This window comes from Paenibacillus arenilitoris, assembly GCF_014705655.1.
GTDB lineage: Bacteria > Bacillota > Bacilli > Paenibacillales > Paenibacillaceae > Pristimantibacillus > Pristimantibacillus arenilitoris.
The window spans coordinates 42,249-65,497 of sequence record NZ_JACXIY010000019.1 but is presented as its reverse complement, the minus strand read 5'-3'; the positions used below and the strand labels follow the sequence as shown (position 1 = coordinate 65,497).

General features: G+C 57.3%; 20 protein-coding genes, 3 pseudogenes and 1 riboswitch. Of the genes and pseudogenes, 17 read left to right on the top strand and 6 right to left on the bottom strand.

Annotation, left to right across the window (positions count from 1 at the left end):
- Positions 1-122 precede the first annotated feature (122 nt).
- The 4 genes from IDH41_RS17000 to IDH41_RS16985 all read left to right on the top strand — a co-directional run bounded on the left by IDH41_RS17000 (position 123) and on the right by IDH41_RS16985 (position 5,901).
- Positions 123-785 carry a glycosyltransferase gene (locus IDH41_RS17000; RefSeq protein ID WP_190863078.1) on the top strand — a complete coding sequence of 221 codons (663 nt, stop codon included), beginning with the start codon at positions 123-125 and terminating at the stop codon, positions 783-785.
- Positions 786-926: 141 nt separating this feature from the next.
- Positions 927-2,018 carry a 23S rRNA (adenine(2503)-C(2))-methyltransferase RlmN gene (gene rlmN / locus IDH41_RS16995; protein ID WP_190863076.1) on the top strand — a complete coding sequence of 364 codons (1,092 nt, stop codon included), beginning with the start codon at positions 927-929 and terminating at the stop codon, positions 2,016-2,018.
- A gap of 231 nt (positions 2,019-2,249) precedes the next feature.
- A complete protein-coding gene (locus IDH41_RS16990; RefSeq protein WP_190863075.1) occupies positions 2,250-4,361 on the top strand; it encodes a sensor histidine kinase in 2,112 nt (703 codons plus the stop codon).
- Positions 4,342-5,901 (top strand): DUF3369 domain-containing protein, encoded by a 1,560-nt coding sequence (locus IDH41_RS16985; RefSeq protein ID WP_223829799.1) that lies wholly within the window; start codon positions 4,342-4,344, stop codon positions 5,899-5,901. Before IDH41_RS16990 ends, IDH41_RS16985 begins: the two co-directional genes overlap by 20 nt.
- Positions 5,902-6,328: 427 nt before the next feature.
- On the opposite strand, the pseudogene IDH41_RS16980 reads toward IDH41_RS16985, so the two are convergent.
- A pseudogene (locus IDH41_RS16980) lies at positions 6,329-7,261 on the bottom strand (glycoside hydrolase family 172 protein).
- Positions 7,262-7,642: 381 nt separating this feature from the next.
- Between IDH41_RS16980 and IDH41_RS16975 the strand changes: the two are divergent.
- Both IDH41_RS16975 and IDH41_RS16970 read left to right on the top strand, forming a co-directional pair.
- Positions 7,643-8,719, top strand: a complete 1,077-nt coding sequence (locus IDH41_RS16975) for a LacI family DNA-binding transcriptional regulator (RefSeq protein WP_190863073.1) — start codon at positions 7,643-7,645, stop codon at positions 8,717-8,719.
- Positions 8,720-8,790: 71 nt separating this feature from the next.
- On the top strand, positions 8,791-10,302 hold the full coding sequence (locus IDH41_RS16970) for a sulfatase-like hydrolase/transferase (protein WP_190863072.1): 1,512 nt from the start codon (positions 8,791-8,793) through the stop codon (positions 10,300-10,302).
- Between the two features lie 105 nt (positions 10,303-10,407).
- Here IDH41_RS16970 and IDH41_RS31970 read toward each other — a convergent pair whose 3' ends face one another.
- Entirely contained in the window at positions 10,408-12,066 is a 1,659-nt protein-coding gene (locus IDH41_RS31970; RefSeq protein WP_190863070.1) for a GMC oxidoreductase, read from the bottom strand.
- A 155-nt stretch (positions 12,067-12,221) separates the two neighbouring features.
- On the opposite strand from IDH41_RS31970, the gene greA reads away from it, so the two are divergent.
- The 7 genes and pseudogenes from greA to IDH41_RS16930 all read left to right on the top strand — a co-directional run bounded on the left by greA (position 12,222) and on the right by IDH41_RS16930 (position 17,041).
- The gene (greA, locus tag IDH41_RS16960) at positions 12,222-12,698 is read left to right on the top strand and encodes a transcription elongation factor GreA (RefSeq protein WP_190863068.1); all 477 of its coding nucleotides are present in this window, start codon (positions 12,222-12,224) and stop codon (positions 12,696-12,698) included.
- Between the two features lie 347 nt (positions 12,699-13,045).
- Positions 13,046-14,242 carry a ParM/StbA family protein gene (locus IDH41_RS16955; RefSeq protein WP_190863067.1) on the top strand — a complete coding sequence of 399 codons (1,197 nt, stop codon included), beginning with the start codon at positions 13,046-13,048 and terminating at the stop codon, positions 14,240-14,242.
- A 44-nt stretch (positions 14,243-14,286) separates the two neighbouring features.
- Positions 14,287-14,649, top strand: a complete 363-nt coding sequence (locus IDH41_RS16950) for a hypothetical protein (protein WP_190863065.1) — start codon at positions 14,287-14,289, stop codon at positions 14,647-14,649.
- A gap of 188 nt (positions 14,650-14,837) precedes the next feature.
- Positions 14,838-14,941: riboswitch (purine riboswitch) on the top strand.
- Between the two features lie 149 nt (positions 14,942-15,090).
- Positions 15,091-15,650, top strand: a pseudogene (locus IDH41_RS16945) (phosphoribosyltransferase family protein).
- Positions 15,644-15,721: pseudogene (locus IDH41_RS31435) on the top strand (hypothetical protein); the annotation flags it as partial. The pseudogenes IDH41_RS16945 and IDH41_RS31435, both read left to right, overlap by 7 nt.
- Positions 15,722-16,166: 445 nt before the next feature.
- The gene (locus IDH41_RS16935; protein WP_190863063.1) at positions 16,167-16,592 is read left to right on the top strand and encodes a VOC family protein; all 426 of its coding nucleotides are present in this window, start codon (positions 16,167-16,169) and stop codon (positions 16,590-16,592) included.
- The gene (locus IDH41_RS16930; protein ID WP_190863061.1) at positions 16,589-17,041 is read left to right on the top strand and encodes a DUF4362 domain-containing protein; all 453 of its coding nucleotides are present in this window, start codon (positions 16,589-16,591) and stop codon (positions 17,039-17,041) included. Before IDH41_RS16935 ends, IDH41_RS16930 begins: the two co-directional genes overlap by 4 nt.
- Positions 17,042-17,046: 5 nt before the next feature.
- Here the strand turns inward: IDH41_RS16930 and IDH41_RS16925 are convergent, their stop codons facing one another.
- Together IDH41_RS16925 and IDH41_RS16920 are read right to left on the bottom strand one after the other, a co-directional pair.
- Positions 17,047-17,838, bottom strand: coding sequence for an oxalate:formate antiporter (locus IDH41_RS16925; RefSeq protein WP_190863060.1), 792 nt, complete (start codon positions 17,836-17,838; stop codon positions 17,047-17,049).
- 99 nt (positions 17,839-17,937) lie between these two features.
- Positions 17,938-18,681, bottom strand: coding sequence for an SDR family oxidoreductase (locus IDH41_RS16920; protein WP_190863058.1), 744 nt, complete (start codon positions 18,679-18,681; stop codon positions 17,938-17,940).
- 155 nt (positions 18,682-18,836) lie between these two features.
- Here IDH41_RS16920 and IDH41_RS16915 point away from each other — a divergent pair, with 155 nt between their 5' ends.
- Both IDH41_RS16915 and IDH41_RS16910 read left to right on the top strand, forming a co-directional pair.
- The gene (locus IDH41_RS16915; RefSeq protein ID WP_190863259.1) at positions 18,837-19,202 is read left to right on the top strand and encodes a winged helix-turn-helix transcriptional regulator; all 366 of its coding nucleotides are present in this window, start codon (positions 18,837-18,839) and stop codon (positions 19,200-19,202) included.
- Positions 19,203-19,306: 104 nt separating this feature from the next.
- A complete protein-coding gene (locus tag IDH41_RS16910; protein ID WP_190863056.1) occupies positions 19,307-19,861 on the top strand; it encodes a pyridoxamine 5'-phosphate oxidase family protein in 555 nt (184 codons plus the stop codon).
- A gap of 55 nt (positions 19,862-19,916) precedes the next feature.
- On the opposite strand, the gene IDH41_RS16905 is transcribed toward IDH41_RS16910, so the two are convergent.
- Both IDH41_RS16905 and IDH41_RS16900 read right to left on the bottom strand, forming a co-directional pair.
- Positions 19,917-21,098 carry an NAD(P)/FAD-dependent oxidoreductase gene (locus IDH41_RS16905; RefSeq protein WP_190863054.1) on the bottom strand — a complete coding sequence of 394 codons (1,182 nt, stop codon included), beginning with the start codon at positions 21,096-21,098 and terminating at the stop codon, positions 19,917-19,919.
- Positions 21,099-21,132: 34 nt separating this feature from the next.
- A complete protein-coding gene (locus IDH41_RS16900; RefSeq protein ID WP_190863051.1) occupies positions 21,133-21,576 on the bottom strand; it encodes a DUF1641 domain-containing protein in 444 nt (147 codons plus the stop codon).
- A gap of 446 nt (positions 21,577-22,022) precedes the next feature.
- On the opposite strand from IDH41_RS16900, the gene IDH41_RS16895 reads away from it, so the two are divergent.
- Complete coding sequence (locus IDH41_RS16895) at positions 22,023-22,331, top strand: MGMT family protein (RefSeq protein ID WP_190863049.1); 309 nt, start codon at positions 22,023-22,025, stop codon at positions 22,329-22,331.
- Between the two features lie 151 nt (positions 22,332-22,482).
- Positions 22,483-23,220: a MerR family transcriptional regulator gene (locus tag IDH41_RS16890; protein ID WP_190863047.1), complete on the top strand. Its 738-nt coding sequence runs from the start codon at positions 22,483-22,485 to the stop codon at positions 23,218-23,220.
- The last annotated feature ends 29 nt before the right edge of the window (positions 23,221-23,249 follow it).

The following is a 23,249-nucleotide window of genomic DNA, read 5'->3' as shown; positions in this document are numbered from 1 at the left end:
CCGCTTCAGCTTACTGCGGCTGGGAAACGCCGGATTCTGGACGCGGCAGGTATGAAAGGCAAGAATTGGTTCACAATAAAACAGGAACATCCCTATTTGCCGACAAAAGGAGAAGAACGATCATGAAAAGCAAGCTGTTAAAAATGGTCCTGGCGGGCATGCTCGCCGTCTCGATTCTAGGTTTAGCTGCGGCGGGAGCATCCGCATCCGCGGAGGACTACCATCATAGGCCTGAACACGGCATTACCCCTGCGATGGCAAAGCTGAAGGGCGACATGAGAAAGCTGTGGTTCGAACATGTCATCTGGTCGAGAAGCTTTATCGTCAGCGCTCTTGCCGGGTTGCAGGATCAAGATAAAGTGCTGGCGAGGCTGCTGAAGAACCAGCAGGACATCGGCAATGCAATCAAGCCGTATTACGGCGACGCGGCAGGAGACCAGCTGGCCAAGCTGCTGACCGAGCATATCGAATTGGCCGGACAGGTGCTGAACGCGGCGAAGAGCGGCAATCAGAGGGAGTTCGACAAGGCCAATAAGGAATGGTACCGGAACGCCGACGATATCGCCAAGTTTCTGAGCGACGCCAATCCGAACTGGAGCAACCAGCAACTGCGGGAGATGCTGCACGTGCATTTGCAATTGCTGTGGGCCGACATGGAGGCGAGGCTGAAGAAGGATTGGGACGCGAGCATCGCCGCCTTCGACAAGGGCGAAGATCACATTATTATGCTTGCGGATGTGCTTGCGGACGGCATCATCAAGCAGTTCCCGGACAAGTTCAGATGACGATGACGAAGAGCGCCCGAGAGGGCGCTTTTTTGATTCCTTCAAGCGAATTGCCGGGCTCTGCCACTTGTGTTCGCCTGTATATTTTGGGACAATAAGAAGCAGATTGTCAGCTGCGGCAACGCGGAAAAGAGGGTTAACATGAACAAGCCATCCATTTATGGATTAACATTAGAGCAATTGACGAATTGGCTCGGCGAGCGCGGCCACAAGCGGTCCCGGGCGGCGCAGGTGTGGGAGTGGCTGTACCGGAAGCGGGCGACGGATTTCGCGGAGATGCACGACGTGAATCCGGAATGCCTTCGGCTGCTGGCGGACAGCTTCGCCGTCTCGACCTTGGGCGAGCATACGAGGCAGGAGTCGGTCGACGGGACGAACAAGTTTCTGTTCCGGCTGGCGGACGGCAATTTGATCGAGACGGTGTTGATGCGGCATAAATTCGGGCTGTCGGTATGCGTCACGACGCAGGTCGGATGCAATATCGGCTGCAGCTTCTGCGCCAGCGGGCTGCTTGCCAAGAGCCGGGACCTCGCGAGCGGCGAGATCGTCGAGCAGATCATGAAGGTGCAGCTTCATCTGGACGCCGCGGGGGAGGGCGAGCGGGTTACGCATATCGTCGTCATGGGCATCGGCGAGCCGTTCGATAATTTCGCGAACATGGTCGACTTCCTGAACGTGGTCAAGGATCACAAGGGGCTTGCCGTCGGCGCGAGGCATATTACCGTATCGACGAGCGGGCTGGCCGACAAGATCGTGGACTTCACGGACGCGAATCTGCAGGTCAATCTCGCCGTTTCGCTGCATGCGCCGAATAACGAGCTTCGGACGCGCATCATGAAGATTAACCGCGCCATCCCGATCGAGAAGCTGATGGCGTCGATCGATTATTACCTGGAGCGCACGAAGCGGCGCGTGACGATCGAGTACATTTTGCTAAAGGACGTCAACGACTGCACCGCGCATGCCGAGGAGCTGGCCGGTCTGCTCGAAGCGAGGAAAGAGCTCGTCAACGTGAATTTGATCCCGTACAACCCGGTCGACGAGCACAGCCAGTATCAGCGCAGCGAGCAGGAATCGATACTGGCGTTCTACGACGCGCTGAAGAAGCGGGGCATGAGCGTCAGCGTCCGGCTGGAGCACGGCACCGACATCGACGCCGCCTGCGGGCAGCTCAGGAGCAAGCAGATCAGGAAGGAAGACCGGGGCGGCACGGGCGGCGTGGCGCTCGGTTAAGCCAAGGCGGGAGAGAAGGGCGCATCCGACGACGGATGCGCTTTTATTTCGTCACGGAACGAGCTTATGCCGCCAGAGGACGGCACAGAACCGAGCTGCGCAAGATGCAGCTGGCGGTTCATGCGTAGCGTCAGCCGTTTACACTTTGTTTGCCGAAAGCTATATCCGGTTCTTGTCGAAATATGGTATAAGTGATAGAGAAGATTAACTTCCGACAAGGACGAAATAGCTATGAAAAAATTATATTATGGGCCTCTTGTCCTACTCCTGCTGCTCGCGCTGCTCGGCGGCTGCTCGGCGCCGGGGAACGCGGATCCGGTGCCGGAGGCGAGGGCGGGCACGATCGACCTTCGCGGCTGGTCGTTCGGCGACGACGGGAGCGCGAAGCTGAACGGGGAGTGGGCGTTTTACGACGGGAAGCTGATCGGACCGGATGAGCTGCCGCGGGAAGGCGCGGGCGGCTATGCGAAGGTGCCGGCCTTCTGGAGCAACCACGGCTACGTGAAGGCCGGGCACGGCCACGGCACGTATCGGCTGCTCGTGAAGCTGGACGAGAGGCTGCAAGGGCGGCTTATGGCCGTCTATATGCCGTTCGGGATTGAATCGGCCTACAGGCTGTGGATTAACGGCAAAGAGAAGGCGGCGGCCGGCAAGGTCGGGACTTCGAGGGCGGGGATGGAGGCGAAGTACCTGCCGCAGACCGTCGTCTTTCCCGCGGCGGATGAAGTGGAGCTTGTCATCCAAGTATCCAATTACGTCCAGCGGACGGGGGGCATATGGGACGAGCTTCGGCTCGGGTACGAAGAGGAAGTGACGGAATTCAGGACGATGCGCGTCGCCCAGGAGCTGTTCGTGGCCGGCGGCATCGTCATTATGGGCATGTACCATCTCGGGCTTTATTTTATTCGAAGGAAGGATTTGACCCCGCTCTACTTCGGCGGCTTCTGTCTCCTGTTCGGCCTGAGGTCGCTGTTTCTCGGCGAGGTCGTCATCCATCATGTTTTTCCGGATATGGGCTTCGAGCTGTACAAAAAAATCGAATATATCGGCCAGTACTTCGGGCCGGCCCTGTTTCTGCTGTACGTGCGGAAGCTGTTCCCGGAGGAGACGCACATCGGAATGGTCCGGTTCGGAACGGCCGTGTACGGCGTGCTCGGCGTCGTCGTAGTGGCGGCAAGCGCATCCGTCTTCACGCCGACGCTCGTGCTGACGCATATTTTGCTGCTCGTTCTGGCGCCTTACGTCGTGTCGGTGTTCATTCGCGCCGCGATCCGAAGGCGGGAAGGCGCCTTGTTCTGCTGCGTGCTGTTCGTCATTATGGCGCTGACGATCTTTAACGACCTGCTGTACTACAACAGCCTGATCCAGTCGATCGATATGGCGAAGTTCGGCGTGTTCGCGTTTATTTTCGCGCAGGCGTTCCTGCTGTCGAGGAAGTTCTCCAAGGCGTTCTACGCCGTCGAGGAGCTGTCGAACAAGCAGGCGCGCTGGTCGCAGGAGCTGGAGCAAACGGTCGATGCTCGGACGAATGAGCTGCAGAAGACGCTCGGCGATTTGAAGGACGCGCAGCGGCAGCTGGTCGAGTCCGAGAAGATGGCGGCGCTTGGCGCGCTGGTGGCCGGGATCGCCCACGAGATCAATACGCCCGTCGGCGTCAGCGTGACGGCTGCGTCGCATCTGGGGAGCAAGACCGACGAGCTCGCGGCCGCGCTGCAAAGCAATAAGCTGAAGAAATCCGATCTTGACCACTACGTGAAGCTGGCGGGCGAGTCGTCCCATATTATATCCTACAACCTCAAGAGGGCGTCGGAGCTGATCAACGGCTTCAAGCTGGTCGCCGCCGACCGGTCACACGAGAGCAAGCGGTCCTTCAACGTCAAGTCTTATTTGCGGGAGGTGCTCGTCAGCCTGGGGCCGAAGCTGAACAAGACGAAGCTGGAAGTGATTCTCGAAGGCCCGGACGATGCGGAACTATTCGGTTACCCAGGCGCGTTCTCGCAAATATTGACCAACCTGCTCATGAATTCGATGATCCATGCCTACGAGCCGGGAGAGGAAGGGGTCATCCGGGTTGCCGTCAGGAAGGACGAATCGACGCTGATCTTGACGTACGCGGACGACGGAAGAGGGATGGCGCCGGAAGTCAGGGACAAAATTTTCGATCCGTTCTTCACGACGAACCGCGGCGGCGGCGGCACCGGGCTCGGCATGCATATTATTTATAATTTGGTTACCCAGACGCTGGGCGGCAGGATCGAGTGCGAGAGCGAGCCGGGCCGCGGCGCCGTCTTTACGATTAATTTACCTCTGGAGGAAGATGAACATGATGTTTCGGACAGATGAAGGGCTGCAGTCGCCGGAGGAGCAAGACGAACTCGTCTTCCTGGACGAATCGGACGATCCGGCGCGCGATCCTTTGCGGGAAGGCTGGAACATACTGATCGTCGACGATCATGACGAAATCCATAAGGTGACCTCGCTCGTCCTCGGCGGCTTCGAATTCGACGGGAAGCGGCTGCGGCTTCTTCACGCCTATTCCGGGGCGGAGGCGATCGCCCTGCTGCAGGCCGAGCCGGATATCGCGCTCGTGCTGCTGGACGTCGTCATGGAGAAGGACGATGCGGGACTGCAGGTGATCGAGTTCATCCGCCGCAAGCTGTGCAACGACACGGTCCGGATCGTGCTCCGAACGGGGCAGCCGGGCCAGGCGCCGGAGCATGAGGTCGTCCTCAAATACGATATTAACGATTACAAGGAAAAGACCGAGCTGACCTCGCAGAAGCTGTTCACGACGATCATCTCTTCTCTTCGCTCCTACAGGGATTTGCGGATCATCCAAAGCAACAAGAAAGGGCTCGAGGACGTGGTTCGTTCCTCCTCCTCGATCATGAACGTCTATTCCGTCCACGAGCTGGCGCGCGACGCGCTGGCGCAGATCGGCTCCATTCTGGGCGCCGGGGGCGGCTCCGGCGGCCTCGTCCTGCAGAAGGACGCGGGCGGCTGGAGCAAGCTGGCGGGCAGCGGAGCGTTCGCCGAGGCCGCTCTCGAGGAGCTGCCCCCCGGCGTCATGGCGGAGGCGGAGTCGGCCGCAGCCATGCGGGAGCGCGCCTTCTACAGCGAAGGCTTTACGTTCTATTTTCGAAACAGCGCGGGGGGCGAGAAGGTCGTCTGCTTTAAGTGCGGGAAGGCTCTGACGGAATGGGACCGTTACCTGATCGAGGTTTACTGCGCGAACATACAGGCGGCGTTCGAGAATATCGACCTGAACCGCGAGATCGAGAGCACCCAGAAGGAGATCATCTATACGCTCGGCGAGATCGCGGAGACCCGTTCGAAGGAGACGGGCTTCCACGTCAAGCGCGTCGCCGAATACACGAAGCTGCTCGCGCTGAAGCACGGCCTGCCGAAGGAAGAGGCGGAGCTGATCAGCCTCGCGAGCCCGATGCACGACATCGGCAAGGTCGGCATCAGCGACGCGATCCTGAACAAGCCGGGCAAGCTGACGGGCGAGGAATACGAGATCATGAAGACGCACGCGCAGTCCGGCTACGACATGCTCAAGCATTCGGGCCGGCCGATCATGAAGACGGCGTCCATCATCGCGCTGCAGCACCACGAGAAATACGACGGGACCGGCTATCCGCAAGGGCTTAAGGGCGAAGAGATCCATATCTACGGCCGCCTGACCGCTCTGGCGGACGTGTTCGACGCGCTCGCGAGCGACCGGGTCTATAAGAAGGCGTGGCCGCTGCCTGACATCATCGGTTTGTTGAAGGAGCAGCGGGGCAAGCATTTCGACCCCGTCCTGACCGACCTGTTCCTTGCGCATCTGGACGAGTTTCTCGTTATTCGGGAGAAGTACGCGGACGAGAAGGTGTTCTAAGTTGCGTACGGATCGGATCGGATGGGATGCACCAATAAGGGAACAAAACGGCGCTATCCGGCACTTATCGCATAGATGGATTGAAATAACGGATAAGTTTTCCGTTATTTTGTCGGATTTGAGAAGAGTGGCTCCCATTTGGCATAAATAGAGCCGATCTTTTCCCTTATTTGCACGGCGAAGGCTGCGAGTGGCCGGAATAAGACCATTAATTACCGTTATCCGTATCGGCCTAAAGAGCCGGCACCGTCCGCGTGCAGTCCTCCGCCGCTGCAATGCTGGATGGTCAAGACGAGGCCGCTCGAAGCCGGGACGGACGGAATGGATGGATGTCGGGGGCATGGGCGGGACGACCGTCAAGATGGAAAAAAAGTCCTGACTCTCCTATCGATTAGAGAGCAGGACCATTATTATTAAACGAAATGAGTTAGGATTGCCCTTCCTCCTCGTTGCCCCACAGCTTGCCTCCGCCCATCGATTTTCTCCAGGCGTCGCGCCACCGGTGGACGTCCCTTGGCTGAATGGCGGGCATATTCTTCCGGCCATCCCGGTCAGGCAGCTCCGGGAACGGCTTATGCGGCTCGCTCTGGTACCAGTAGGCGACGCTGGCGATATCGAGCGTCAGCACGTTGGCGTGGCCGTGCTCAATGCTGGAGCGGAGCGACTTCCCGAATATGACGGGATCCTCCAGCAGGAAGCGGTAGCAATGGGTGCGGCCCATCCAGCCGAGCTTATCCGGCACCTTGGCATAGCCGAAGTAAGGGTGCGCGTATACTTCGTTCGGACACCAGGCGGAGTTGAAGAAGTCTTCCGTGCCCGTGCCGTGCAGCGAGCCCGGCCACGGTTCTCCGTCGACCATCCACATGTCGTCGCCCTCGCCTTACCACATCGGACCCGGGCTGTCCACGTAATAATTCACGCCGACGAAATGGCCGCGTCCTTCAATATCGGCGAACAAATAGTTGTCCTTGTCCGAGACGTTGGAAGGCGGCGGAGCGAAGGTGCCCCACTCGTTCTCCCGCTCGATCGACGGCTCGGTAACCTCGCGGTTCCACCAAGCGTGAAAGCGGCCCGCGTTGTCCGGTATGGCGGCATGCTCCTCGTAATCGACACAGAAATAAAAGGCCATGACCGGGAATTCCGAATCGTTCTCGATCGTCATTCTTGCCCCGCTGGCGAAGGGCATCGGGAAGTAGCAGTTCAGCCCTCTTCCGTTCTTCGGCGCCGCTGCGAGCGGCAGGGACGCGTACGCGTAGTTCTCGCCCCAGCCTTGGCCGAAGAAGTCGCCGAGCGGCGATTGCACGCTTGGCTCCTCCTCGCCGTCCCAGTACATTCTGAGGATCAAATTGCGGTTGTACATCGGGTCCTCCGAATTGACGGTAATCCAGATGTGCTTAATGATGCCGGCACCCGGAATGTCGGCGATGACGGCCGTCTCCCCGGCCTGAATGGGGATTCGGTCGTCGTTTCCTCCGGAGCGGTCGTAGCTCGATACGCGCTTCGTTTTTGCCTCGCGGAATTGGTACAGTCCGCTTAATGTGCTGTTCACGGCTTCATCATCTCCCAATTTCACTTTATCGATAAAGCGATTATAAAATGAGTCGCGATATAATTGCAAGCGCTTTATTCTGATCCGCAAGGAGCGATATTCATTTGATTTGACTGGAACGGCCACTTATAATTAACTTATTCGTTAATTTGCTCCCTATTACGATCATTTGCTCAAGGAGACTTCGATAAGATGAAGAAACGGGTAAAACTTGCGGATATCGCAAACGAGCTGGGCTTGTCGAAGATGGCGGTCTCCATGGCGCTAAGAGGAGACACCTCGATCAGCAAGGAAACGACGGAACGGGTGAGAAGCAAGGCGAGCGAGCTTGGCTATACCCCCAATCGGATGGCGCAAGGCCTCGTTCGCGGCAAATCGTATACGATTGCCCTCGTCATCGCCGGGCCGTTTCATGACGATTACCAGAATCAAATCATTAAAGGCGCCGTGCCGTATGCGATGAAGCGCGGGTATACGATCTCCGTCAGTCCGATGGCCGGCAATCCGGAGCGTGAAAGCTCTTATATCGAGAAATTCAAAGACATCGTCGCGGACGGCGTCATGGCCTTCCCGTCGCCGGAGGTCAAAAACTACCGGAAGCTCAAGGACGACGGAATGCCTTACGTGCTGTACACGAAGTTTTTCTACGACCTCGAGAGCGACTATGTCGTATGCAACGACGAACTGGGCGGCTACCTGATGACGCGCCATTTGCTCGAGTTGGGCCACGTCGACATCGGTTTTGTATACGACGAGAAGCTGAAGGAATCGTCTGAAGTCGTCGAGCGGCTGAAAGGAATGAGACGGGCGCTGGCCGAGCAGGGCATCGAGCACGGCGACGATAGGCTTCTTCCCTTCGCTCTGCACTATAATCTCGAGGATATGGACGACAACGCGATATTGGAGTCGAATCCGGCATTCGAGCGCGCCCTGCGGAGCGGCAACCGTCCGACCGCGCTGTTCGTATGCAACGATATTACGGCGACGTCAGTCTATATCGCGATCAAGAAGATGGGTCTCCGCATTCCGGACGACATCTCGATCGGCGGTTACGAAGGGGTCTATTTGGGCTCGATCGTCGATCCGCCGCTGACCACGGTTGCTACGCCGATCCAGGAGATGGGGCGCAGAGCGTGCGAAATATTGATCGACAAAATCGAAGGCAAGTCCGATTCCGACCAGATCTTCCGGTTAAAGCTGGATCCGAAGCTGCTTGTCCGAGCATCCACGAAGGCCGTATCGCCCGTCGCAAAAAAAGAGCAAGATTAGATCTTGTTTTTTTTACTTGAATACTTTACCGTTAAAGTCATAAAACCCATATCAATCGCGGAGGGATGAAGATGTCGAATCCGAACATTTTGGTTATTTGCAGCGACCAGCACCACCCGCTGATGACCGGCTATCGCGGACATCCGCATGTGAAAACGCCGAATCTGGACGCGCTGGCGTCGGAGGGCACCTGCTTCACAAGGGCTTACTGCAATTCACCCGTATGCACGCCGAGCCGGATGAGCTTCATTACCGGCAAGTACACCCATCAAATCGACAGCTGGTTCATCGGCTGCCCGCTCGATCCGGAGGAGTCGACATGGGCGAGGAGACTTCACGAAGCGGGCATTCCGTCGACGATGCTCGGCAAAATGGATTTCTGCGGCGACTATCAGGACGGCGGCTTCACCGAGCATCGCATAATCGAGAGGCGGGCCGCGTTCCAACCCTATCCGCGCGGCACGCCGATGGATTCGAGGCTGAACGGCTATATCCGCCCGGATAAGCGCAAGCATTTGGAGCATGCGGGCATCAGGGAAAATATCGTTACTGACGGCCATCACGGGCACGACGACCGCTTCGGCTTCTACGATCACGACCGGATCGTCACCGGGTGGGCGGTCGATTATTTGAAGCGGAAAGGACAGAAAGCGGAGAGGAAGCCTTGGGCCTTGTATGTCGGACTGCTCTATCCGCACTGGCCGTTCACGGTTCCGGAAAAGTATTTCAATCTGTATGATCCCGACAACCTTGACATGCCGCACGACGCTTCGTTCCCGAATGACCGGCTGCATCCTCAGCTCAAGCATTTTCAGAACGCGCTCGATCTCGGCGACGTGAGCGAGGAGACGATGCGCAAAACGATCGCCGCTTATTACGGCATGATCACCGCGATGGACGATATGATCGGACGCATCGTCGCGGAGCTGAAGGCGCAGGGCCTGTACGACGATACCTATATCGTCTATATGTCCGATCACGGCGAGTCGCTAGGCGAGCACGGGCTGTTCTACAAGCAATGCTCGTACGAAGGCTCGGTCGGCGTGCCGCTGATCGTGAAAGGACCGGGTCTGCCTGCGGGACGGCGGATCGATCATCCGGTAACGCTCGTGGATCTGTATCCGACCGTAATGGAGATGGCGGGTCTTGCAACGGAAGCGGACCGTCCCGGGCGCAGCTGGCTGCCGCTTATTCAGGGGCGGGAGCATGAACGGCCGGATTACGCGTTCTCCGAGTACCATGGCAATTTTCTTAAGCAGAGCTGGTATATGCTGACGGATGGCGATTATAAATACACGTACTACGTGTTCGACAGGCCGAGCCTGTTCCATGTGAAGGAAGATCCGCTCGAGATGAACGACTTGGCCGGCGACGCGCGGTATGCTTCCGTGCTGGAGCGGTTCGAGCGCCGGCTGAGGGACATTGTCGATCCGGAAGCAGCGGACTTGCGCTCGAAGAAGGATCTCGGCCTGATCGGCAAGGACGGGACGGATTATACGCTTACGATGTCGGTGACCGAGTTGGAGAGAAGGATCAAGCTGGGCGAATTTCCAAATGAGCCGGGCTTTCCGGTATGGCGATAAGAGGACCCGGCTTGACGGAATGTCAGAAGAAAACCCGCGGGCGGCATAGATCCGGTCCGTTTCGAATACGAGAAGACCTGATCGGAAACCGATTGAAGAGAAGGGTTAAGCCCGCTGCGTCCTTACGATATGATCGGCCGTGCGAATGGCCGCGGCCGCCGCGGTCAAGGAAGGGTTCGCGGCTCCGATGCTCGGCAGGACGCAATTGCCCGCGGCATAGAGGCCGGCAACGCCATGAATTTGCCCGTACCGGTCGGTCGCGGAGGTGGCGGGATTATCGCCCATCCGGCATGTGCCGTGTTCATGAAAGTCGGCTCCCGGGGGCAGCAGGCACAAATCCGGCCGTCCCTCGGGTCCCGTCAGCTGGATGCCCGCGGCGCTGGCGATCCGGGGGATAGCCGCTTGCAGCTGCTCGATGACGGCGTAATCTCTCGGACCGTAGGAGAAGCTCACCCCGATGTTCGGCATGCCGTTCTCGTCCGGCCTTCCGGGCTCCAGATAGACCCGGTTCTCGAATCGCGGTTCCACCATGCCGAATCCCCCGAAAAAGTTAAATCCCCATTCCTCCTGAATCATTTTGTCCGTATCGTGGTACCAATAATATGGGCCGGGACCTTGAATTTGAACCTGATAAGGATGCTCCTCCGTTGCCGGCACCAGGATGGCCAGCGTTCCCATCACCTCGGGCAGGGTAGGCGCCCGGAGCAGCCCGTTCGTGACGACGAACGAGTGGGACGAGAGATAATGGCCGATCGCTCTGCCCGGAATTCGCGAATGCAGCAGCAGCCTAGGCGCCTGCAGGGCGCTCGCGGCCACGATGACTGTCTTCGCCCGCAAATAATAGGGCGTCCCCCCGGGCGCTTTCGCCTCGATTGCGGCCACTCTGCCGCCCTCTATGAAAATGCGCGTCGCGCAAGCGCCAATGGCAAGGTCGAACGGAGCCAGGTTTAGCGCCTTGGCCACAAAGTCGATGGAGCTGAACGCGGCGGAAGCCGCTACCTCCCCGTACTTGGTCGGATTGTGATTGACCGCCATCGGGCTGTTCGTCGCCTCCGGGTAGCCGTTCATCCATAATCTCTCCAAGAGGGTTTCCGTAATCGTGGAATCCTCGCTGTAGGCTTTGGAGATTTTCATGACCGTCTCCGCGATGTTGTAATAGGGCTCCATCTCCTCATAGGAAATCGGCCAACGGGTGAAGTCAGACCGCCTTAGCCGGGGGCTGACGGTGCCCCAGAAAGCCGTTCGTCCGCCAAGCGCGTACACCTCCCTCGCCCCGGGGAACTGCGGCAGCGTCCGGCCGATCGGATAGGCGACGGCGGGATTGGCGAAGAGCCTGCCGGCCCGCTCGTTATTCAAGGTCGGCACGTTCCAGCTGTGGGTTTGCAGCAGCAGGCCGCCTTTCTCGATGACGCCGATCTTCTTGCCGCAATCCGCCCATTGCTGGCACAGCCGCCACAATGCGGCGCCTCCGCCCATGCCCGTGCCGATAATGAGCACGTCGTATTCGGCTTCCTGCATTTGGCCGATAGGCGTTAGCGGCACCCAGCTGTTCAAATAGGGGAACGGCTCCGCGGGGGGACAAGTGAACAACGTGCCCGCGGCGGCGGCCGAAGGGAGCTCGGGGATTTGAACGGGCGTGCCGGCCGTAATCGCCCGGCTGCCGCGAATATGGGGATTGGCCTCCAGCAGCAGCCGCTCTTCGATGCCGTAACGATTGGCGATCGAGCCGGGCGTATCGCCATTGGTTGCGACATATCGTCTCACGAAGCCACTTCCTTTGCCGTTGTATTCTTTGTATGCTTATGAATCGTAACGGGCACATATGAGTAGGGGAGGTAGGTACGCGCGGGGTCCTTATTTTGGAAATCGGACCGAAATAGGTTAAAATAGAAGAAAGAACGCAAATGGGAGCTGTTATGATGGCAAACGACGAAGTCATTCTGACGAAGGAAGGCTTGGCCCAGCTAGAGGCCGAACTCGACGACTTGAAATACGTGAAGCGCAAGGAGCTCGCGGCCCGGATCAAGCTGGCGATCAGCTACGGCGACTTGAAGGAGAACAGCGAATACCATTCGGCCAAGGAGGACCAGGCTTTCATGGAGACGCGCATCCTTGCGATCGAGCGCATGCTGAAGAAAGCGCGGATCGTGAACGCGGAGAGCATGGACTTATCGGTCGTGAGCATCGGAACGGTCGTCGTGCTTAACGACGTGGAATTCGCCGAGAAGATGGAGTATAAGATCGTGGGCACCGAAGAGGCGGATGTCGCCGAGAACAAAATTTCGTACGAGAGCCCGCTCGGCAAGGAGCTGATCGGCAAGCGCGTCGGCGATGTCGTCAGCGTCGACGCGCCGATGGGCATCATTCAATACGAGCTGCTCGAAATCAAAGCGTAATCGGCCGCCGGAAGGCGCCGTTTCCCCGTTCGGGGGGATGGCGTCTTTTTTCGCGTTTAAGCGCGCCGTTGAGGCAAATATTGACACGGGATAATGAGAAAATATTAACCGGCTATGGGTCCCAAGCGGGATGCGCGCTAACACCTTGTGTGGCAAAGTAATACTTAACAGAGTTTCAGCTGGCATAGGCGGATTAGCAGGGTGCGGGCTTTCAAGTGTAAACGGCCTTATGCCGTCCTTTGGCGGCATAAGCTCGTTTCGCGATGAAATATAAGCTGATTTATAAGTGCAAAACTTATAAACTCTTATATTTTCAAAAATACACTCTTTGTAGGAGGATGGCCATCATGAATTATCATTTCTTAGTAGGCAACGACAACGGGAACAGCGAGCATGATCTGATTATTGACGGCAGACTCATCCAACAGCCGAACGTGAACTGTACGGTGGACGAGCTCCCGTGGAGCGAGGAGCAATCGCCGGAGAGCTTCATCAAAAATTTGCAGGATCAATTGGTCGTCACCATCGATTCGCCATCGGCGCGGCCGGGGATGTATTACGTCGGCAAGTTCGCGCTGGAAAGCGGCGAGATTTTGGATAATTTGCAAATCGGCATCGATTTGAAGAGCGATATGGACTTGCCGCTCATCAACACGCTCGCGCAGATCGCGGCGGTTGCGGTACAAAAGGCCTATGAAGAAGAAAAACAAATTCCGGCGCAAATCGACGTGGAGGTCGATATGGCGACGGCGCTCCCGGTGACGCAGCATACGGACGAGACGTCGGCGAAGTTCGAGCGGCGGTTCACGGCGGGCACCCATCATGTCACGGTCCACTTGGGCATCCAGCGGGTCGTCGTGAAAGTCGCCATTCCGTTCGCCAAGGTCGTTCCGGAGGCGACGCCCGTTATTTTCACGCTGCAGAAGGATGCGGAAGGGAATTGGCGGGAAGGGGATATTTTCGACGAATTCCTGAAGGAGTACGGCATCGAGAAGAAGTTCAACGGCAGCTTCTTCAAGGACAAGCGCATCCTGCATGTCGATATCGGCGACGGCTCGACCGAATACCCGATCACCGAAGGCAACAAGTTTCTTCGGCAATTCGTCCATGGCAGCCATCACGGCGCCGGCTACGCGATCGAGGAGGCGCTCGACGAGTTTAACCGGCTGATCCATCTGCCGAACAGTCCGAGGCAGTTCTTCAGCGACGTCATCAAGAACCCGAAGCATAAGTACCATGCCCGGGCGATCAAGACGCTCAGAAGGCCGCTCGAGAGCCAAGTGAAGCAGATCGTCCAGAACGTGAAGCGTCAGCTGACGAAAGCGCGCAACGAGATCGATCTGATCTGCGTATACGGCGGCGGAAGCATTCTGATGCGTTCGATGCTGTACCCGCAAATTAAGGAGCTGTGCGCCGAGCGCGAGATGCAGCTGCTTTACATTCCGGCGGAGTACGCCGTGAAGCTGAACGCCATGGGGCTCGACGCCTTCGTGCGCGGCAAAATTTACGAAGCGCTCAAAAACAAGGCGTTTCAGCCGGCGTAACGGCATGTTCTCGCAATTTATGGGTACCGGCAGGTGACTGATCAGTGAAGAAAACGAAGCTTCCCGGCGAAAACATTAGCCTGAAGACGAAGAAATCGGAGGATCCGCTCGTCATGCAGTGGCTGAATGCCCAGTCGAACTTGATGGATTCGCTCCGCTATTTGATCGAGAAAGAGATTTACCAAAACGGCGTCCGCAATTTGCAGGCATACGTTCCGGCCGAGCGGAGCGTGCTGCACGGCGGTTCCGCCGAAGCGCAGGAAGTCGCGTTCGTTCCGGTTGCGGCAGGCAAGCAGGAGACGGCCGCGGCGGCCGAAGCGGCGCAGGAGGCGGAGCGGCTGCCCGATGCTCCGCAGGCGGCACCGGAAGAAGAGATCGACGAAGAGGATATCGAAGCTTGGATTTGAGCGAGGAAAAGGCCTGGTGCGGCTATGTCGTACCAGGCCATTCTTTGTAATACATAGTAACACTTAATAATACTAAGTATTTCTAGGTGTTGTTGGATCGTGCCATACCATTAGCCGATCGAGTCGAATTCTGTCGTTTAATGTAAAAGTTTCACTTGAATCGGCGGCAGAGAGCATGTACGATAGACGAGGTAAACCTTCATAACACTCGTATATTAATGGGAATATGGCCCATTCGTTTCTACCGGACGACCACGATAATCGACCGACAATGAGTGACGGCGCAGCTTGACTCGAGCTTCAATTGTGCGTATCGCGCGGAGGTGGCGAGAAGATAAGGGCAAGCTTCACTTGAGAGATACGGCTCAAGGGAAGCTGCTCTTTTTATTTTTTTTCAAGAGGAATTGGCTGTTAAGGCCGGCAAAGGAGAGGTCGAGTCAAATGAAAATGCTTGAGGAACGGATTCGCGAGGAAGGGCTGATCTTGTCGGACAAGGTGCTGAAGGTGGATTCCTTCCTGAATCATCAGGTCGATACGCGGCTGGCGCTGGCGATCGGGCAGGAATTCGGGCGGATCTTCGGCGGCGGGCATCGCGCTTGACGTGCTGTTCGTCTACGCGAAGAAGAAGAAGGCGGTCACGCAGTCGGATGCGGTTCATACCGCGCAGGTTCATTCGTTCACGCGACAGGAAACGTATCAAATTACCGTCTCGCGCCATTATTTGAGTCCGGACGACAACATTCTGATCGTCGACGATTTTCTCGCGACGGGCGCCGCGCTGGTAGGTCTTGTCGATATCGTGAAGCAGGCTGGCGCGAAGCTTGTCGGCGTCGGCTGCGTCATCGAGAAGAGCTTTCAGGAAGGGCGCGGCCTGCTGGAGGCGCAGGGCGTGCGCGTCCATTCGCTCGCGCGGATCGCGTCGATGGCGGCGCCCGGAGAAGTGCATTTTATCGAAGAAGACAACATGATTCGTCAAGCATAAGGAGAATGTCGAATGTTAAGCAAACAAAAGATCGTTACGCTAGGCTTCCAACACGTGCTCGCGATGTATGCCGGAGCCGTCATCGTGCCGCAACGTATCCGGCTCGCTCACCGCTATTATTTTGAATTTGTGCCTATCGGGCCTCAAGGAGAAAGCCTCCTCGGTCGAAACCTCGATAGAAGCGGCATAAGAAGAGTCGTTCCCGTGCTTTTGACGCAGGGACGGCTCTTTTTTGCATGTGCGGGAACGAGCGGTGTACGTTCATTGGTGGTTTGAGTGGATTTTGTCCAATCAAAATGGGGCGATAGGAAATGACTGGCCGGTTTGATTGGATGGAGTCCAATCAAATTTGCGATATTGAGCTCATACGGAGGAAGATGCGGCTATTTGATTGGAAGAAATACAGCCAAACCCGTCAGAGGCCATTCAGGAGCGACTTTGATTGGATAAAATACAGTCAAATTATAATGCCCTAATTATGGTAAAATGGAGTGAAACGAGTGGTGAGCAAACGAGTTGAAACGGAGGCGATTTCGTGCAAATACTTGGCAGTTACAGCTACATCCCGGTAAGCAATCTTCAAGAGGCGGCACGCTGGTACGGTAAGCATCTGGGCTTACGCGTCGTTCGGGAAGACGAGCTGTTCCTTGAGCTCCGGTCCGCGTCGGGGGTCAGGGTGCTGCTCATTGGCAACGATGACGCCCGAGTGACCTTTCACATGAACGACTCGACAGGTACGCAAGCCTCGTACGGTTTTGTCGTTCCCGACCTTCGGGAAGCACATCGCCAATTGGCCGAATCCGGCATTACCGTTGGCAGCGTGACGGATTACGAAGCCCTCTCGTTTAAATTTCACGATCCGGACGGCAACATCGTCGAGCTGTGGAGCGACTATCCCGATCCGGCGGCCGGGTGGACGGTATTCGAACCGCTGAACGGCGGACAGGAGGAGGATTCGTGAACGGAGCGAAAATAACGATCGCCGTGCTCGCGGTAACCGTCGCCGCACTGGCCGCAGCCTTGACTGTAACGCTAACGTCTGACGGAGGGGAGTCGCGGCGCGAGAAGAAACAATTCGTCCTTCATCGCTTTGACCGGCAGGACGCGGAGCGTCTGAACGAAATGGTCGGCCGTCACGCGGACGGGAAGGGCGACTATCTGATGCTCATTCCGCCGATCGTCGACGGCGGGTACTGGATACACGACGTACACTCCGACGGCCGGAACATCACGTGGACCGTGGACAATACGCGCGACGGGATGAGCAGTCAGCAGGGAAAAACGGTATACCGCTGCAAGGCGGTCAGCGTGGACGAGCAGGACGAGCGTTACGTCTATACGCTTGAACAGTGCGAGGGCTATGACGAGCAGAGCTTGCCGATTCTGGCCGTCCCGAAGGACGGCTGGTAAGCGTCTTACTCCCGGTAAGCGGAATAGACTTCCTCGAGATAAGCGGTAGAGACCGCTTCGGCCGCAAGGTTCGGCTTCGCTTCTGAGAAGCGGGCGCGCAAGTTTTTATATAAATTAATGGTCGTCTGGAGCGCGTCGTAGCAGCTGCGCACGTCATGGACCGGGACTGTCCGTTCGAGCTGCTCGATCTCGGGGCCCTCTAACATTTCCAGCTTGCGGACGCCGTTTATCGGCCGGCGGTGAAGCGTCGCGATCATCGGGCCGAGCACCGACCTTCGCATGAAAGAGACGCAGTCGATCAGCTCATATAGCTCGCCGCGCCCCAGCTTCGTCGCGCCGTAATGCACCCAAACCCAGAAGCGGTCTTCGATCCAATGGATGTCGAGCTCGGGCCAAGCCGGCGCGGTTCGCTCGAAGATTTGCGTTACGGCAGATTCCTTTTCCCATAAAACAAGCGGGTTTTCGACGCGGCTCTCGAGCTCCGATAAGGTGACGAATTTAAGATCGACATGAAGCGCCGGAGGACCGTACAGACAGATGATCAGGCGCGGCTCGCCGACATGCTCGCCCGTGAAGCCGGACAACAAGCTGCCGAGCGATTCGGCAATGCCGATCCGATCCGCCATGACGGCATCCCGATACCGGACATCGTACGCCAATACGAGATCCAGATCGCTGAACCGGTCCATCGTCCCTTCCTTCATGGAGCCGCCCGCCAGCAGGGCGACGAATCGGCCGTCCTCCCGTAACCGCGCCTTGGCATTTTCGATAAATTGTTCGTAAATCGATACGTTCATAGCGAACACCCCTATTGGATAAGACCCATTCCATGGAAATGGGTATTACGCCACCATATCACCTGCCGATACGGAAGTCAACCCGCCGCGAGAAGCGGCTTAGACCATCCCGCCGTTGACGCGCAGCGTCTGCCCGGTGATCCACCCGGCTTCCTCGCTCAGCAGAAACTGGACGACGCCGGCGACGTCCTCGGGCTCGCCCAGCCGGTTGAACGCGTTCATTTGCTTGAAGCGCTCGATAAGCTCCTCCGACTTCCCGGCCATAAAAAATTCCGTCTGAATCGGGCCTGGCGCGACGGCGTTAATCCGAATCCCTCTGGGGGCGAGCTCCTTGGCCAAATGCCGGGTGAACTGCTCGACGGCTCCCTTCGACGCTGCGTACAGGCTGTAGGCCGGCAGCATCAAGCCGATGACGGAGGTGGAGAAATTGACGATGGATCCGTCTTCCTTCATATAGTCGGCCGCCAGTTGGCTGGCGAAGTAAGAGCCTTTCACATTCAGGTTGAACACGCGGTCGAAATCCTCCTCCGTAATCGCTTCAACCGGCTTCATGATGCCGAGTCCCGCGTTGTTGATCAGAATATCGATCCCGCCGAAATGGCCGGCCGTCTCCTCGAACAGCTTCCGGATATCGCCCACCTTCGAGACGTCGGCCTGGACGGCGACGGCTTGACCGTTCGTGCGGCTAATCTGCTCGGCGATCTCTTCGGCTTGATCCCGGTTGCTGTAATAGTTGACGGCGACCTTGGCCCCTTGCGAAGCGAGCCGCTGGGCAAGCACGCGGCCGATGCCGCGCGACGCTCCGGTTACGATTGCGGTTTTCCCTGCTAACGATTGATTCATTGGATTGGCCTCCTTAATTGCAGATTGGTTATACTCGAAGAATAAAGCCGTTTCGAACGGGCAGCAAGAAGGCACTTTTAAGTTGGGTAGTTACTTTGAAGTTAGATTTTCGCCATGCGGGGCCGCGGCAACGAATGAACGAAAGGGTGGATAATATGACCAATGAGCAGGCGGCAAGCCGATTCGAGCATGATTATGAATGCTATGAGAACGTGGCGGCAACGATCGGCGTCATTGGCGGCAAATGGAAAATGCTCATTATGTGGCATGTCAACCAAGGAAGCATCCGCTATAACGAGCTTCGCCGGTCGATTCCGGGTATTTCCCAGAAAATGCTGTCCCAGCAGCTGAAGGAGCTGGAGCAGGACGGCATCATTCATCGCGAGGTCTATCCGGAAACGCCCCCAAGGGTGGAATATAACATTACCGATTATGGCCATACGCTCGATCCGATATTCGACCTGATGGATGCATGGGGAGAAACGCACCGGCAGACGGTCGGGCGGGGGCGGACGCCATAGTCCCCGTGGGTAGTCGGAAACGAACGGCATGGAGGGCTTTTCCAAAATTAGTCGAATAAGTATAACCATTATCGTTCAATCGAACAAGACGGGGTGAAGATTCGATGGGGAAGCAATTTGAAGCGATTCTGCCGGAGCACGAGGCCTTTATCGGCCGGCAGCATATTTTTTTCGTAGCGTCGGCGCCGTTGACCGCCGAAGGGCATGTGAACGTATCGCCCAAGGGACACGACGCGTTAAGGATATTGTCGCCGAACCGCGTCGCTTACTTGGACATGACCGGGAGCGGGAACGAGACGAGCGCGCATGTGGACGAGAACGGAAGAATCACCGTCATGTTCTGCGCCTTCGAGGGTCCTCCGAACATTTTGCGTCTCTACGGCACCGGTACGGTCGTGCTGCCGGATACGCCGGAGTGGGATGCGTTATATCCGCGATTCGTCTCGCTGCCGGGCGCGAGGCAGATCATCGATATCGACGTCCATTTGGTGCAGACCTCATGCGGCTTCGCGGTGCCGTTCATGGCTTACGAAGGGGAGCGGGATACGCTGCAGCGATGGTCCGTTCAGAAGGGCGAGGAAGGCTTGAGGCAGTATAGGCAGGAGAAAAACAGCCGCACGATCGACGGCATGCCGACGCCGCTCGGCAAGTCGCTCTGAGTCGTCACAAAAAAAGAAGGAGGGGCGTGCATGCCCCTCCTTCTTTCCTTACTGATTAATGAACCAGCGTGAACAAACCGTTGATATGCGACAGGTAGCGAATGTTGCTCGCTTCCTTCATCAGGGTAGCCGGAAGGCCTTTCAGCTGCGTATTGTTGCCGCCGATCGTGCCGACCGCGTCTTTGCGGCCCAGGCTGCCCAGCGTTCCGGAAAACACCGGATTGAATTTGTCCATGACGCCGCCTTTGAACAGGACGGATACGTTGTAGCCGACCGTCTCGCCCATTTGCCAAGCCAGCTGGGCCGTCGGAGGATATGGACGCTCGCCGCCTTCAGGGAAGACGACCGCGCAGTCGCCGGCGAGGAAGACGTCAGGATGCGACGTCGATTGCAGCGTAGGCGTTACCGTCGCGCGTCCGCGGTCCTCGGCCAGACCGCTGCTGCCGACGACCGGATTGCCCTTGACGCCGCCCGTCCAAATAATCGTGCTCGCTTCGATCGTGTTGCCGTCCTTCAGCGATACCGTATTTTTGGTCGCTTCGGTAATGGCCACGCCGGTAATGAACGTCACTCCGCGCTTCTCGAGGCTCTCTACGGCGCGCTCGATCAGGTTTTTCGGGAAGATCGGCAGTACGGCAGGACCTGCCTCTACGCAGTACAGCGATACGTCGGCAAAGTCGATGCCTTTGCTGCGGCAAACCTCGGGCAGTTTGTCCGCGAATTCGCCGACCAGCTCGACGCCGGTGAGACCGCCGCCGCCGACGACGATCGTCGCGTCGGCTTTGTTGCCGGACGCCTTGTACGCGTCGAGCTTCGCTTCGACATGCGCGCGGATGCGGTTCGCGTCCGCAACCGACTTCAGCACGAGGCTGTTCTCTTCGAGGCCCGGGATGCCGAAATAATTCGTTTCGCTGCCGAGGGCAACGACCAGCGCGTGGTAGCGCTGCACTTGGCCGCTTTCCATGACGACGACCTTCTCGTCCGGCTTAATTTCCTTAACCGTATCGACGACGACATTCACGTTTTTGTCGCGCAGCAGCTTGTTCAGCGGAAGCGCGACGGCTCCTTCGGCAACGGTGCCGCCCGCAAGGCGGTGAAGCTCGGTAATGATCTGGTGGGTTGGAAACCGGTTAACGAGCGTAATGCCCGCTTCCGAGGCCGACAGATGCTGGCGGGCCGTAAGGGCGGTCAGAATGCCGCCGTAGCCGGCGCCTAGAATTAAAATTTGCTTCGACATGTTCATCCTCCGTTCGTTCTATGCGTTAAGCGTATTATGCCTTTTCATTTCTCCGCTCGGCGAGCACGTTCAGGAAAGCTTGCGCGAAGCGAAGCGTACGTTGCACTTCCGGATCCTTGAGCATCTTGAGCATGGCGAACAAGCCGACCGTCGCGCCGGCCGCTTCCGCTTCGTGCGAGCGTTCGCCGGCTTCCATCGCCGCCGTCGCAAGGCCCTTGGCCTTCTCTTGAACCGGCTTCACGAATTCGCCGATCCCTTGGGCGAAATCATTGATCAACACTTTATCGGTCGCGATGCCGTAAGCGAAATCGTAAGCTTTCGTCATCATCGTGACCATCTCGGCCAGCTTCGGCAGGTTATCGACCAGAACCGTCAAGGACTGTTGAACCTCCGGCTTCATTAACTGGTCAAGAACGTCTAATGACTGCTTTTCTTCCGCTATGCTTACTGCTACTTGCTCGGTAGATAGTTGTGACATTAGAGAATGTCCCCCTTTGCGTAAGTTTTGAAGGTAAGTTTGGAGTCAATCATGTCAGGCCGCTAATGAGGTAGGCCACACCTCAGAACATTGTTACACTTTTCACAAAGTAATCGAAAAAAAGGGACCGTTATTTTCTTTCGACTTGTGACTGCGGTGGAGGGATACGGCGTTAGCGTGTATGACCTAATCGGTTTCAAACCCTTTGCCTCTATTCTACATCGTTTGGAGCAAAAGTGAAAAACTTTTTTCAAACTTTTCGAAAAAAAAACGAAAAAATTCCGCCGACTTTGTAAATCGCCGAGCATCGGGGACGATGAAACGGCTGTTTTCCTAGTATGCGCAGGCGTGCGCAGCTCCTATTCGGCTTGCGGGCTGTCTTGTCCCGGCTTTTTTTGATAAGGTAAGGGAACAACGAACGCCAGCGGAAGGAGAGAACGCGGGATATGCAGCCGTTTACGAAGAGGGTGATCGACATCATCAGATCGATACCGGAAGGTTATGTCATGACTTACGGGCAGATCGCGGAGCAAGCGGGAAGCCGCAGGGGGGCCAGGCAGGTGGTGCGGATTCTTCACTCGATGAGCGAGGCGCACAAGCTGCCTTGGCACAGGGTCGTCAACGCGAAAGGCGAGATCGCGATCAAGGACGGGGAAGGACGGTTCATGCAGACGCTTTATTTGAACGGCGAGGGCGTCGAGGTAGATCGGGACGGGCGCGTCGATCTGGCGGCGTACCGGTACGGAGGTGGATGAAGGCGAAGTTGAAGGCTAATTCGGTTCAAGCGACCGGATTGGCCTTTTTTGAAAACGGCGATGCGGACGGGCTTGAATGGAAAAATAAATCGCCTATTGACCCTCACGTAACGTGATACCTTAAAGTAAAAGCCAAGGGAGGCGAACCGCCATGAAAGTAAAGGAAGTGGCCGATCTGGTCGGCATCAGCGTGCGCACGCTGCATCATTACGACGAGATCGGACTGCTGAAGCCCGGGGGGCAGACGGACGCCGGCTACCGTCTCTATTCGGACGACAACCTTCAGATGCTGCAGCAAATTTTATTTTTCCGCGAGCTCGGCTTCCCGTTGAAAAAAATTAAGGAGATCGTCGACAATCCTTCCTTTGACCACGAGGAGGCGCTTGAGATGCACCGGCGAATGCTGCTCGACAAGCGGAGCCAGCTCGACCGGATGATCCAAACGATCGAATTGACGATCCGGCACGCGAAGGGAGAAATTCATATGACGAACAAGCAAAAATTCGAAGGCTTTGATTTCAGCAGCAATCCATACGAACGGGAGGCGCGCGAGCGCTGGGGCGACGAAGCGGTCGACCGGTCGAACGCGAAGCTCGGGAAGCTGTCCGCGCAGGAGCAGGCGGAGATGGCGGAGGAGATGAACGGCATCTACCGGAAGCTGGCTTCGCTGCGGCACGAATCGCCGGCTTCGGACGAGGCGCAGGCCGCAATCAAGGAATGGTACGACTTTCTGAACCGGATGGGCAGCTATTCGCTCGAAGCGTTCCGCGGTCTTGGCCAAATGTACGTCGACGACGGCCGCTTCACGAAGAACATCGATCAATTCGGCGAAGGCCTGGCCAAGTTCATGCAAGGCGCGATGGCCGAATATGCCGACCGCAACGCCTAGGGCGTAAGAGAGAGTGGCGTCCCTGCCGG

What these genes read in the sequence shown, in the direction of transcription:
- IDH41_RS17000 (WP_190863078.1), top strand. Translation starts at nt 123, where the DNA reads ATGAAAAGCAAGCTGTTAAAAATGGTCCTGGCGGGCATGCTCGCCGTC.
- rlmN (WP_190863076.1), top strand. Translation starts at nt 927, where the DNA reads ATGAACAAGCCATCCATTTATGGATTAACATTAGAGCAATTGACGAAT.
- IDH41_RS16990 (WP_190863075.1), top strand. Translation starts at nt 2,250, where the DNA reads ATGAAAAAATTATATTATGGGCCTCTTGTCCTACTCCTGCTGCTCGCG.
- IDH41_RS16985 (WP_223829799.1), top strand. Translation starts at nt 4,342, where the DNA reads ATGATGTTTCGGACAGATGAAGGGCTGCAGTCGCCGGAGGAGCAAGAC.
- IDH41_RS16975 (WP_190863073.1), top strand. Translation starts at nt 7,643, where the DNA reads ATGAAGAAACGGGTAAAACTTGCGGATATCGCAAACGAGCTGGGCTTG.
- IDH41_RS16970 (WP_190863072.1), top strand. Translation starts at nt 8,791, where the DNA reads ATGTCGAATCCGAACATTTTGGTTATTTGCAGCGACCAGCACCACCCG.
- greA (WP_190863068.1), top strand. Translation starts at nt 12,222, where the DNA reads ATGGCAAACGACGAAGTCATTCTGACGAAGGAAGGCTTGGCCCAGCTA.
- IDH41_RS16955 (WP_190863067.1), top strand. Translation starts at nt 13,046, where the DNA reads ATGAATTATCATTTCTTAGTAGGCAACGACAACGGGAACAGCGAGCAT.
- IDH41_RS16925 (WP_190863060.1), bottom strand. Translation starts at nt 17,838, where the DNA reads ATGAACGTATCGATTTACGAACAATTTATCGAAAATGCCAAGGCGCGG.
- IDH41_RS16920 (WP_190863058.1), bottom strand. Translation starts at nt 18,681, where the DNA reads ATGAATCAATCGTTAGCAGGGAAAACCGCAATCGTAACCGGAGCGTCG.
- IDH41_RS16915 (WP_190863259.1), top strand. Translation starts at nt 18,837, where the DNA reads ATGACCAATGAGCAGGCGGCAAGCCGATTCGAGCATGATTATGAATGC.
- IDH41_RS16910 (WP_190863056.1), top strand. Translation starts at nt 19,307, where the DNA reads ATGGGGAAGCAATTTGAAGCGATTCTGCCGGAGCACGAGGCCTTTATC.
- IDH41_RS16905 (WP_190863054.1), bottom strand. Translation starts at nt 21,098, where the DNA reads ATGTCGAAGCAAATTTTAATTCTAGGCGCCGGCTACGGCGGCATTCTG.
- IDH41_RS16900 (WP_190863051.1), bottom strand. Translation starts at nt 21,576, where the DNA reads ATGTCACAACTATCTACCGAGCAAGTAGCAGTAAGCATAGCGGAAGAA.
- IDH41_RS16895 (WP_190863049.1), top strand. Translation starts at nt 22,023, where the DNA reads ATGCAGCCGTTTACGAAGAGGGTGATCGACATCATCAGATCGATACCG.
- IDH41_RS16890 (WP_190863047.1), top strand. Translation starts at nt 22,483, where the DNA reads ATGAAAGTAAAGGAAGTGGCCGATCTGGTCGGCATCAGCGTGCGCACG.